Source organism: Paraburkholderia kirstenboschensis (genome assembly GCF_904848585.1).
In the GTDB taxonomy this organism is placed as follows: domain Bacteria; phylum Pseudomonadota; class Gammaproteobacteria; order Burkholderiales; family Burkholderiaceae; genus Paraburkholderia; species Paraburkholderia kirstenboschensis.
The window spans coordinates 472,226-483,736 of sequence record NZ_CAJHCR010000001.1 but is presented as its reverse complement, the minus strand read 5'-3'; the positions used below and the strand labels follow the sequence as shown (position 1 = coordinate 483,736).

At 64.3% G+C, this 11,511-nt stretch carries 8 protein-coding genes; 5 read left to right on the top strand and 3 right to left on the bottom strand.

The window, feature by feature from the left end; translation table 11 throughout:
- Window positions 1-497: 497 nt before the first annotated feature.
- The 5 genes from JMY24_RS02250 (at window position 498) to JMY24_RS02230 (ending at window position 7,490) form a co-directional block, all read left to right on the top strand.
- On the top strand, window positions 498-3,821 hold the full coding sequence (locus tag JMY24_RS02250; RefSeq protein WP_201701351.1) for an Rne/Rng family ribonuclease: 3,324 nt from the start codon (window positions 498-500) through the stop codon (window positions 3,819-3,821).
- A 194-nt stretch (window positions 3,822-4,015) separates the two neighbouring features.
- Window positions 4,016-5,125 (top strand): GTP 3',8-cyclase MoaA, encoded by a 1,110-nt coding sequence (gene moaA, locus JMY24_RS02245; protein WP_128595604.1) that lies wholly within the window; start codon window positions 4,016-4,018, stop codon window positions 5,123-5,125.
- 8 nt (window positions 5,126-5,133) lie between these two features.
- Window positions 5,134-5,772, top strand: a complete 639-nt coding sequence (gene mobA, locus JMY24_RS02240; protein ID WP_128595605.1) for a molybdenum cofactor guanylyltransferase MobA — start codon at window positions 5,134-5,136, stop codon at window positions 5,770-5,772.
- A gap of 60 nt (window positions 5,773-5,832) precedes the next feature.
- The gene (gene moeA, locus JMY24_RS02235) at window positions 5,833-7,134 is read left to right on the top strand and encodes a molybdopterin molybdotransferase MoeA (protein WP_128595606.1); all 1,302 of its coding nucleotides are present in this window, start codon (window positions 5,833-5,835) and stop codon (window positions 7,132-7,134) included.
- A gap of 80 nt (window positions 7,135-7,214) precedes the next feature.
- Entirely contained in the window at window positions 7,215-7,490 is a 276-nt protein-coding gene (locus JMY24_RS02230) for a hypothetical protein (protein WP_006053283.1), read from the top strand.
- A gap of 91 nt (window positions 7,491-7,581) precedes the next feature.
- Here JMY24_RS02230 and JMY24_RS02225 read toward each other — a convergent pair whose 3' ends face one another.
- The 3 genes from JMY24_RS02225 to JMY24_RS02215 are packed head-to-tail and all read right to left on the bottom strand — an operon-like array spanning window position 7,582 to window position 11,474.
- Entirely contained in the window at window positions 7,582-9,030 is a 1,449-nt protein-coding gene (locus JMY24_RS02225; protein ID WP_128595607.1) for a DNA recombination protein RmuC, read from the bottom strand.
- On the bottom strand, window positions 9,027-10,016 hold the full coding sequence (locus JMY24_RS02220) for a 2-hydroxyacid dehydrogenase (protein WP_201701350.1): 990 nt from the start codon (window positions 10,014-10,016) through the stop codon (window positions 9,027-9,029). The genes JMY24_RS02225 and JMY24_RS02220 overlap by 4 nt, the downstream gene beginning before the upstream one ends.
- A 54-nt stretch (window positions 10,017-10,070) precedes the next feature.
- Window positions 10,071-11,474 carry a sodium:proton antiporter gene (locus tag JMY24_RS02215; protein WP_236597332.1) on the bottom strand — a complete coding sequence of 468 codons (1,404 nt, stop codon included), beginning with the start codon at window positions 11,472-11,474 and terminating at the stop codon, window positions 10,071-10,073.
- Between the last annotated feature and the right edge of the window lie 37 nt (window positions 11,475-11,511).

Here is an 11,511-nt window from a genome sequence, read left to right as displayed (position 1 = left end):
ATTTAACTTCCAGCTTCGGTATCGGGCGTCTTACGCCTGCTGTAGGAAGCTGCGAGTTGCGAAAATACGGCGTGCGCCCATGGCGTCTTGTAGAAAGTACAAGACTTGGCGACGTCAAAATGAGGCGAGACACCCCCAGCAGGAAAAGACGCGCCGCTTGCGCGAACTTCCCGTTGCGGCACGACCGCAGCCTTCGACCCTCCGGTCACGCGCCCAGTTGGCGCACCGGCGAGAGGGGACGAAAGGCTTATGAAGGTCTGCCGGCAGAACCCGCGGCGTGTCGGGTCGTTATTTGAAGCCGTGTTCGCATGTGCCCTGCGGCACCGCGCTCCTTCTTTATGGAGCCGGGCCCTCTCAGGCAATTCTCCCGCCATTTTTCCCGCTCCAGCGTGCTTGTGAAAACACAATAAGGCGCGGCATGCCGCTGCCCGCTTCGCGCTCGCGACTGACAACCGCGAAGGCGACGCGCGCCGGCCGAGCCGCTCTGGAGCCGTTCCATGAAACGCATGTTGTTCAATGCGACGCAGCAGGAAGAACTGCGCGTTGCCATCGTCGATGGGCAAAAACTCATCGACATCGACATCGAAACCGCCGGGCGCGAACAGCGCAAAGGCAATATTTACAAGGGCATCATTACCCGCATCGAGCCGTCGCTCGAAGCCTGTTTCGTCAACTACGGCGAAGACCGCCACGGCTTCCTGCCCTTCAAGGAAGTCGCCCGCCAGTATTTCCGCGACGGCGTCGACATGCGCTCCGCGCGCATTCAGGACGCGCTCAAGGAAGGTCAGGAACTGATCGTTCAGGTCGAGAAGGAAGAGCGCGGCAACAAGGGCGCCGCCCTGACCACGTTCATTTCGCTCGCCGGCCGCTATCTGGTCCTGATGCCGAACAACCCGCGCGGCGGCGGCGTGTCGCGCCGGATCGAAGGCGACGACCGTCAGGAATTGCGCGAAACCATGGCGCAGCTGCAATTGCCGGAAGGCATGAGCATCATCGCGCGCACGGCCGGCATTGGCCGCAGCGCCGAAGAGTTGCAGTGGGACCTGAACTACCTGATGCAGCTGTGGCGAGCAATCGAAGCCGCGTCGCAAAGCGGTTCGGCCGGCCAGCCGATGCTGATTTATCTCGAATCGAGCCTCGTGATCCGCGCGATTCGTGACTATTTCCAGCCGGACATCGGCGAAATTCTGATCGACACCACCGAAATTCATGACCAGGCGCGCGCCTTCATGGACATCGTGATGCCGGACAACGTCAGCAAGGTCAAGCGCTATCACGACGATGTGCCGCTTTTCTCGCGCTTCCAGATCGAACATCAGATTGAAACGGCGTACTCGCGCACTGTGCCGCTGCCCTCGGGCGGCGCCATCGTGATCGACCACACCGAAGCACTGGTCGCAATCGACGTGAACTCGGCCCGCGCCACCAAGGGCGCAGATATCGAGGAAACGGCCGCTCGCACCAACCTCGAAGCCGCCGACGAAGTCGCGCGCCAATTGCGCCTGCGCGACCTGGGCGGCCTGATCGTGATCGACTTCATCGACATGGAGTCGGCCAAGAGCCAGCGCGAAGTCGAACAACGCCTGAAAGACGCGCTCAAGCACGACCGTGCGCGCGTGCAGATGGGCAAAATTTCGCGCTTCGGCCTGATGGAACTGTCGCGTCAGCGTCTTCGTCCGGCTCTGTCGGAAGGCAGCCACGTGACCTGCCCGCGTTGCAACGGCACGGGCCACATCCGCGATACCGAATCGTCCGCGCTGCAAGTGCTGCGGATCATTCAGGAAGAAGCAATGAAGGAAAACACCGCGGCGATCCATTGCCAGGTGCCGGTCGAGGTGACCGCCTTCCTGCTGAACGAAAAGCGTTCGGAGATCAACAAGATCGAATCGCGCTTCAAGGTGAACGTCGTGCTGGTGCCGAACAAGCACCTGGATACGCCGCATTACAAGCTCGAACGCCTGCGTCATGACGATGCTCGCCTCGACGAACCGCGCGCTTCGTGGAAGATGGCCGAAGAAGCGGCTCGCGAGTTGGAGTCGGAAACCGGCTACAGCAAGCGCACCGAAGAAGTGAAGCCGAAGCAGGAAGCGGCGGTCAAGGGCATCACGCCCGAGAAGCCGGCGCCGAGCGCGCCGGTTCGCCCGGTCGCAGCGCCGGCGGCTCCGGTCGCAGTCACGCAGGCGAGCGGCGGCTTCATCGGCTGGCTGAAAAATCTGTTCGGCATGCAGCCGGCGGCGCCGGAGCCCGTTGCGCCTGCGGCTACCGAAAAGCAAGCGCGTCCGCAACAACGTGGCGAGCGTTCGGAGCGCGGTGAGCGCACCGGCGAACGCGGCGGCGACCGCAACCGCAATCGCCGTACTGGCGCGGGTGGCCGCGATGCGGCGCCCCGTGGCGAAGCTACGAACGGCGGCCGTCAGGGCCAGCAGCCTTCGCAGCGTCGCGAAGAACGTGAGCCGCGCGAAGGCCGCGAGGTGCGCGAAGCACGCGAAGGCCGTGAGCCGCGTGAACCGCGCGAGGCACGCGAACCGCGCGGCAACCGCGAAGCACGTGAAGGCCGCGAGCCGCGCGAAGCACGCGAACCGCGCGAAGGCCGTGAAAGCCGCGAGCGCGACAATCGCGGCGGCGAGCGGGCTGAAACGGTGGAAGGCGCACCGCGTGGCGAGCGCCAGGAACGCGGCGAGCGCCGCGAACGTGGCGAACGCGCTGAGCGTGGCGAGCGCCGCAAGCCGCAGACAGAAACCGCCGACGCGTTGACCCAGGCCGAGGCCCAAACCGCGGAAGAACTGGCTCTGGCGCAAAACCAGACCGCCGTTACTGACAACGCTGCGCCGGTCGATCAGGAAGCAGTGGCGCGTGAGGGCGAAGAGCGTCGTCGTCGCCGTCGCGGCCGTCGCGGTGGTCGTCGTGAGCGTGAGGAAGACGTGAACGGCAACCTGGCTGCGGACGTCGCGGAAGCGGAAGGCGACAACGTCAACGTCAGCGACGATGCACCGGTGCGCACCGCGCATCAGCCGGTGGAATCGAAGCCGGAAGTGAACGAAGTCCGGGAAGCGAAGGAAGTGGCGCCGGTGGAAGTCGTGGTTGCCGCCGTTGCAACCGAGACGGCAGTCGTCACGGAACTCCACGCTGCAACCGAAACGCCGGCTCTCGCCGCCGAAAAGGCAGCGAAGACGGAAACGGTCGTGCCGGTCGCCGAACTGCCGGCTGCTCCGGCTGCCGTTGAACCGGTCGCGCAAACGCCTGTTGCACAAGCCACGGCGCCGGTCGAACCGGCGCAGGCTGCACCTGCTGCAGCGGAGACGGTATCGCTGGTGGAACCGGTCGTTCGTGAAGAGGCAGCAGTCGTTGCGCCGGCAGCGGAAACAGCAGCGCAAGCGCAAGTCGCGCAGGCTCCCGTTGAACCTGTTGCCGCCGCTCCTGCGGAAGTGATTGCGGCGCCGGTTGCAGAGCCCGCACCGCAACCGGAGATCGTCGAGCCGAAACCAGTCGTCGCAGCAGTCGCGCCGGCTGTCGAACCGGCAGCGGTCGAGCCGGCGCCTGTCGCCGCCGCGCCGCAAGCCGCGGAAGCCGTGCAGGCATCGCAAGCGCCGTCGGCGTCGCGAGCATCGTTCAACGGCGGCGTCTCGGCTGAAGCTCTGAAGCCGGTGCTGGAGCAAGCCGGTCTCGTCTGGGTCAATACAGACGCCGACAAGCTGCGCGCAGCACAGGAAGCCGCCGCGCAGACGGTGAAACCGCCGCGCGTGGTGCGTGAACGCAAGCCGTTGCCGCCGCTCGACTCTGCGCCGATGCAGCAAGTGGAAACGGACAAGCACCCGCAGTAAGCTTGCGACCTCGCTTCGAAAAGCCCGCCCTCACCGGCGGGCTTTTTGTTTTTTTGCACGCGAAACGCATCCCCCTCGCGAACGCCCCACCCTCCCCGTAAACCCCGACAGGGGTCGGCATCGCCCAGCCGTTTAAGGCATTTCCGATAGAATGAAGAACTCGCCTCCCCCGTTTGGCACAACGCAAGCAACTCATGTCCCGACGCATCATCCCTGTTGCCGACCTCAGCGCGGCGCCGGTCATTTCCGGCCCGGTGCAGACGCCTAGCGGCGCGCTGCACGATACGCTCGCGCGTCCGTTGCGAGACTTGCGCATTTCGGTGACGGACCGTTGCAATTTCCGCTGCGTCTACTGCATGCCGCGCGCCGTGTTCGATAAGGACTATGCATTCCTGCCGCACAGCGCATTGTTGAGCTTCGAGGAAATCGAGCGGCTTGCGCGGCTCTTTGTCGCACATGGTGTCGAAAAAATTCGCCTGACGGGTGGCGAGCCGCTGTTGCGCAAGAACCTCGAATTTCTGATCGAACGCCTAGCGCGGCTCACTACGCCGGCCGGCCGCCCGCTCGATCTGACGCTCACCACGAACGGCTCGCTGCTCGCCCGCAAGGCGCGCAGCCTCAAGGACGCAGGCCTCACCCGGGTAACCGTCAGCCTCGACGCGCTCGACGACATGCTGTTTCGCCGCATGAACGACGCCGACTTCGCGGTGGCCGACGTGCTCGACGGAATCGCCGCCGCGCAAGCCGTAGGCCTCGCGCCAGTGAAGGTCAACATGGTGGTCAAGCGCGGCACGAACGACAGTGAAATCGTGCCGATGGCACGCCATTTCAAAGGCTCGGACGCCGTGCTGCGCTTCATCGAATACATGGACGTGGGCACGTCCAACGGTTGGAACATGACCGAAGTGCTGCCGTCCGCGGACGTCATCGCGCGCATCGCCGAGCATTTCCCGCTTGCGCCGCTCGAAGCGCACAGTGCAGCCGAAACAGCGCAGCGCTGGGGTTATGCCGACGGCAGCGGCGAAATCGGCGTTATTTCGAGCGTGACCCGCGCCTTTTGTGCGAGCTGTACGCGGGCGCGCCTTTCGACCGAGGGCAAGTTGTACCTGTGCCTGTTCGCATCGACGGGCCACGACCTCCGCGCGTTGTTGCGCAACGGGGCAAGCGACGCCGAAATCGCAACCGCCGTCGCCGAAATCTGGCAAGGCCGCGGCGACCGCTATTCGCAATTGCGCGGCAGCCATGCGGCCGACTCACGCGAGCAGGACGCGCGCCGCGTCGAAATGTCGTACATAGGCGGCTGATCGCTGGCATGGAGCAAGCCGCGGCACCGACGCGCGAACAGATCACCGGCCTGCTGCTCGCGGGCGGCCGCGGTATACGTATGGGCGGCGCCGACAAGGGTTTGCAAACATTGCACGGCGAACCGCTCGCCGCCCATGTGCTGAAGCGCCTTGCGCCGCAAACGGGCGCGCTGCTGATCAGCGCCAATCGCCACCCGGACATTTACGCGGCACTCGGTGCGCCGTTCGGCGCAGAGATTGTCGCCGACACGCTGCCCGAATTTCCGGGACCGTTGGCCGGCTTGCTGGCCGGTCTGCGCGCCACTCGCAACGAATACCTGCTGAGCGCGCCGTGTGACACGCCCTGGCTCCCCGCCGACCTCGCCGCCCGCCTTGCTCAAGCGCTTGCTGCAAATGCGGCCGACATCGCCACCGTTACAACCACTGAGGCCGACGGCACGGTATCGCTCCACCCGGTTTTCGCGCTGCTGCGCACCGGTCTCGCCGACGACCTCGCCGCCTATCTAGCCGCCGGCGAGCGCAAGGTTCGCGCGTGGTACGCGCGCCACAAGACCGTGGAAGTCGCCTTTACCGACGAGCGCGCGTTTTACAATATCAATTCGCTACAAGAACTCGCCGACCTCGAGCGTCATCGGGGCCCCGGCTGAATCCCGCTCCGCCGCACGGCAAGCGCCATCCTAGCCGCCAGCCGCGACGTCCCGCTCTTCATGACCACGCATAACGAATTTTCCCGCTGCGTCGCGCAGTACGATCCTCATGCGCTACCTGTTTCGGCTGCTCAGGCGATTACTCGCCAGTGGGCAAAGCCGGTTACGGCCGTCGAACGCGTGGCGTTGCGCGACGCACTCGACCGCGTGCTGGCCGCAGACATCGTTTCGCCGATCGACGTGCCGTCGCACGACAATTCCGCAATGGACGGCTATGCGTTCAACGGCGCCGCATTGCCGGGCGGCGCGCCGTTCGTCGAGCTGGCCGTCGTCGGCAAAGCTTTAGCGGGACATCCGTTTGCCGGTCCCGTCGGCGCAGCGCAATGCGTGCGTGTCATGACAGGCGCATGCGTTCCGGAAGGCTGCGACACCGTGGTGCCGCAGGAACTGGTCGAGCGCAGTGCCGACTCCGCTTCAATCAGGTTTGCAGCCGACGCGGTGCGAGCCGGCGCGAACCGGCGGCTGGCGGGCGAGGATCTCGCTCGCGGCCACGTTGCATTGCATGCGGGCCGTGTCATCCGCGCATCCGACCTTGGCCTGCTGGCTTCGCTCGGCATCGGCGAAATCAATGTTCGGCGGCGCTTGCGCGTCGCATTCTTTTCCACCGGCGACGAACTCCGCTCCTTGGGCGAGCCGCTCGACGCGGGCGCGGTCTACGACAGCAACCGCTACACGCTCTTTGCCATGTTGCGGCGCCTGAATGTGGAAGCGCTGGATCTCGGCGTGATCCGTGACGAGCCCGCCGCGCTCGAAGCCGCGCTGCGAAGCGCCGCGGAGAGTGCCGACGTGGTGCTGACCTCTGGCGGCGTCTCAGTCGGCGAGGCGGATTTCACAAGGCAGTTGTTGCGGACATTCGGCGACGTCGCATTCTGGAGCCTCGCCATGCGCCCGGGCCGCCCTCTCGCGTTCGGCCGCGTATGGTCGGGCGAGCGGCCGGGTCTTGGACTACCTGCGTTATTCTTCGGTCTGCCGGGCAATCCGGTTGCCGTGATGGTGACGTTCTATCAGATCGTGCGCGAGGTGCTGCTGCTCATGGCGGGCGCCGCGCCGCAGCCGCTGCCGCTGATTCACGCGGCGAGCCTGCAGCCAATCCGCAAACGCGCCGGGCGCACTGAGTTCCAGCGCGGCATAGCCTGCCAGGCCGCGAACGGCCAGTGGCAAGTCACGCCGACAGGCTCGCAAAGCTCCGGCGTATTGAGTTCGATGAGCGAGGCCAATTGTTTTATCGTGCTCGGCCATGAAGAAGGCGACATTGGCGAGGGCGAACGCGTAAGTATCATGCTGTTCCACGGCTTGATCTGACGCTTCTGCCTCGCGGCGCTTTCATCCACGGTCACATTCAGCTTTACCCATTACCACTACGACATGCGGGTTTGACTTACATGAAAAAACAGATCTCGTTCATTGCACCGGGACAGACGGCCAAAGCGCTTATCCTCGTCTATCTGACGTTCTCTGTGCCGATCGTGCTGCTCGGCGTGCTCGTCGCGTTCGTGCGCTACGGTTCCGTCGAACTGAGCACCGTGTTCAGTGCGCTGCTGTTGAATGCGATTCTTGGCTTCATCCTGCTGTGGATCGCATGCCACGCATACAACTGGGTTGCGTCGCGATTCGGCGGCATTGAAATCCAGCTGACCGACGCACCGGAAGAAGCCTGATGCCCGCCCCGCTCCGCGCCACTGCCGCCGCGCCCGCGGACACGGCAGGCGCGGACTGCTGACGCTCACGCGCGGCGCCAGCCTTACCGCCTTATTGCTCGTCGGGGTCGACGCCCGGCAACGCACCACCTATCAGACCATTCGCCTCCTCGCCGGGCAGCGCCTCGACATCGCGCAGCTTGCGATTCATCACGCGGGTGCGCGTCTCGGCCGCCTCGATGGAACGCGTGACCGTTTCGAGTTGCGCTTTGGTCTTTGCCAGCACGTCGCCGAACTTGCCGAACTCCGTCTTGACTGCGCCGAGCACCTGCCACACCTCACTCGAGCGCCGCTCGATGGCAAGCGTGCGAAAACCCATCTGCAAACTGTTGAGCAACGCGGTCAGCGTAGTGGGGCCTGCAATCGTCACGCGGTAATCGCGTTGCAGCAGATCCGACAAACCTGGCCGACGCAGCACTTCCGCGTAGAGACCCTCGGTGGGCAGATAGAGCAGCGCGAAATCGGTGGTGTGCGGCGGCGACACGTATTTTTCGGCGATCGCGCGTGCCTCCGCGCGAATCCTCGCTTCCAGCGCACGCGAAGCTTCTTCCACTGCGGCGGGGTCGGCCCGTTCCTGCGCGTCGATAAGGCGCTCGTAATCCTCGCGCGGAAATTTGGCGTCGATAGGCAGCCATACCGGCGCGGCTGCACCGCCCGCCTCGACCCGTCCAGGCAAGCGGATAGCGAACTCGACGCGATCCGCGCTCTTCGGCACGGTGGCCACGTTCTTCGCGTATTGGTCGGCGGTGAGCAGCTGCTCGAGCAACGCTTCAAGCTGCACTTCGCCCCAGGTGCCGCGCGTTTTCACGTTCGTCAGCACCTTCTTCAGATCGCCCACGCCGGCCGCGAGCGTCTGCATTTCGCCCAGGCCCCGATGTACCTGCTCGAGCCGGTCCGACACGAGCTTGAACGACTCGCCAAGGCGTTGTTCAAGCGTGGCGTGCAGTTTTTCGTCGACGGTACCGCGCATTTCATCCAGCTTGCTGGCATTGTTCGCCTCGATGTCCTTCAGCCGTTGTTCGATGGTCGCGCGAACCTCGGCGAAGCGGCGATCGTTGACCTCCGTGAGTTGCCCGAGCTGCAGGCTGAGGGTATCGCCGAACTGCTTGAGTGAGCGCCCCTGTTCGTCACGCGCCTGCTGCGCCTGCTGCTGAAGGCTGTGACGCACCGCGTCGAGTTGCTGCGCGAATCCGTCGATCTTGCCGCCCTGCACGGTCGTCATGCTGCTGAATTGCGCGGCCAGCGTTTGCTGGAAATGCGCGAAGCCGCTGCTCTGCTCGGTACGCGACACGCGCGCAGTCTCGGTGATGTCATTGCGCAATTGCCGCTCGAGGCGCTCATATGCGTGAGCCTGCGCGTCGGCTGCGGTATCGATGCGTTCGTTCAGCATTTCAAACTGCTCGTGCTCACTAGCGCGACCGTGGACTCGCATCAGCAAGACCATCGTAAGCACGAGCGCAACCGCCAGCACTGCGACGGCCGCGATAAGAATCATCGTCATGCACGCGCCCGGCCGATAACTTCGGCATTGATCGGGTTGGGCGGCTGACCGGCGCGCGGACCTTCGCCAAGGCCGGCAATCAGATTGTCCGCGGCGAGATTGGCCATTGCGCGGCGCGTCGCCTCGGTTGCGCTCGCAATATGCGGCGTCAACACGATGTTCGGCACGCTCAGCAGATCGGGATTCAGATTCGGCTCGCCCTCGAAGACGTCGAGGCCGGCCGCGGCGATCTGCCTGGAGCGCAGCGCCTCGACAAGCGCCGCGTCGTCGACGATGCCGCCGCGCGCGATGTTGGTCAGCGTCGCAGTCGGCTTCATCAGCGCGAGTTCGGCAGCGCCGATCGTGTGATGGTTCTCCTTCGTGTATGGCAGCACGAGCACCACGTGATCGGCGCGCCGCAACAGGTCCTGCTTCGACACATACTCGGCATTCAGTTCGGCTTCGATCTCGGGCGCGACCCGCGAGCGGTTGTGATAAATGACCTGCATATTGAAGCCTCGCGCGCGCCGTGCGAGCGCCTGGCCGATGCGGCCCATACCGATCACGCCCAACGTCGAGCCGTGGATATCTCCACCGAGAAAGCCGTCATACGCCCACTTCTGCCACTTGCCCGCGCGCAGCCAGTGCTCCGACTCCGAGATGCGCCGAGCCGCAGCCATCATCAGCGCCCAGCCGAAGTCCGCGGTCGACTCGTTCAACACGTCCGGCGTATTAGTGCCGAGCACGTTGGCTGCGTTGAACGCCGCCATGTCGAAGTTGTTGTAACCCACCGCCATATTCGACACCACGCGAAGGCGCGGCGCGGCCGCGAGAACCTCCGCCCCGATAGGGTCGCCCGCGGTCAGTGCGCCGTCCTTGTCAACGAGACGGCGCTTCAGTTCTTCCGCGGACAGCACGTCGCCCTGATTCCAGTCGACGTCGAAATACTGTTTGAGCCGTTCGATCACATCGGGAAAAATCGGACGGGCGACGAGTATCTTCTGCATTGCAATTCTCCGTATAGCGTGTCGAGTACGACGGCCTCGGCATCAAGCTGAGTGTCAGAAAAACAGCCAGCCGGTGACGAGAAAAAGCGGCAGCAACACCACACCGGACCAGCCCAGATAGGCGAAAAAGCTCGGCATGCGAACGCCGCGCGACTCCGCAATCGCCTTAACCATGAAGTTCGGCGCATTGCCGATATAACTGTTTGCGCCCATGAATACCGCGCCCGCCGAAATGGCCACGAGCGTGGTGGCGCCGGTTGTCATGAGCGACGAAGCGTCGCCGCCGGCCAGGTTGAAGAACACGAGGTAAGTCGGCGCGTTGTCCAGAAACGAAGATAGCAGGCCCGTCGCCCAGAAGTACATCGTGTCGTTCGGCTGTCCCGAGGAATCGTTGACGAGGTGAACCACGCCCGCAAACGCACCGGCTTCGCCCGCACGCAGTATCGTGATGACGGGTGCAATCGTCACGAAGATGCCCGCGAACAGCTTCGCCACCTCTTCGATCGGCGCCCAGTTGAAGTCGTTGCCCGCGCGAGCCGCACGCGGCGTGAATGCGAGCGAAAGCAACGTGACGCCGACGAGCGCGACATCGCGCACGGCGTTTTGCAAAGCCACATGGGTGCCGAGTACGTCGAAGCTCACGCCGGGCTTCCACAGCCCGCTCATCAGCACGAGCCCGACAACCGTGCCAAGCAACAGGAAATTAACCTTGCCGTCGGTGCCGAGCGGCGGCGAGTCGGGCGTGGGATCGAGAAAACGCGAGCGCTCTTCTTCACGCCGATGAAAATAATACGAGTCGAGGCAATAGAACGCTGTCAGCAGCACACCGCAAACGAACAACATGGGCAGCGCGAGATGCGTGGTCGTCCAGAAGAAGTTGACGCCCTGCAGGAAGCCCAGGAAGAGCGGCGGATCGCCCAGCGGCGACAGGGAGCCACCCGCATTCGCGACCAGAAAGATGAAGAACACGACTACGTGCACAACATGCTGGCGATTGTCATTCGCGCGCAGCAGCGGACGGATGAGCAGCATCGCTGCGCCGGTCGTGCCCATCACGCTCGCCAGCAACGTGCCGAGCGCGAGAATCGTTGTGTTCAGGCGCGGCGTGCCGTGCAGATTGCCGCGCACGCAGATGCCGCCCGCAACCGTGTACAGCGCGGTCAGCAACACGATGAACGGAATGTATTCTTCGAGCAATGCATGGACTAGCGTGCCGAACGCAGCGCCCCCGCCGAACGCAAACGCGAACGGCACGAGAAACACCAGCGCCCACACCGCCGTGACCTTGCCAAAATGGTGATGCCAGAAAGCCGGCGCGACGAGAGGAAACACGGCAATGGAGAGCAGCATGCCCGCGAACGGCAATCCCCAGAGCGCGGAAAGCGATGCGCCTTCGAGTGTGGCGGCGCAGGCGAGTTGGGGCCAGCTCGTCAGCGTCAGTGCAGCCACGAGCACCATGCTCATCGGCACGGCACGTCTAGTCATATGCTGGAGG

Excerpts from the sequence above, each read along its gene's own strand:
- mobA (WP_128595605.1), top strand. The coding sequence starts at position 5,134 with ATGGAGCAAGCCGCGGCACCGACGCGCGAACAGATCACCGGCCTGCTG.
- JMY24_RS02225 (WP_128595607.1), bottom strand. The coding sequence starts at position 9,030 with ATGACGATGATTCTTATCGCGGCCGTCGCAGTGCTGGCGGTTGCGCTC.
- moeA (WP_128595606.1), top strand. The coding sequence starts at position 5,833 with ATGACCACGCATAACGAATTTTCCCGCTGCGTCGCGCAGTACGATCCT.
- JMY24_RS02230 (WP_006053283.1), top strand. The coding sequence starts at position 7,215 with ATGAAAAAACAGATCTCGTTCATTGCACCGGGACAGACGGCCAAAGCG.
- moaA (WP_128595604.1), top strand. The coding sequence starts at position 4,016 with ATGTCCCGACGCATCATCCCTGTTGCCGACCTCAGCGCGGCGCCGGTC.
- JMY24_RS02215 (WP_236597332.1), bottom strand. The coding sequence starts at position 11,474 with ATGGTGCTCGTGGCTGCACTGACGCTGACGAGCTGGCCCCAACTCGCC.
- JMY24_RS02250 (WP_201701351.1), top strand. The coding sequence starts at position 498 with ATGAAACGCATGTTGTTCAATGCGACGCAGCAGGAAGAACTGCGCGTT.
- JMY24_RS02220 (WP_201701350.1), bottom strand. The coding sequence starts at position 10,016 with ATGCAGAAGATACTCGTCGCCCGTCCGATTTTTCCCGATGTGATCGAA.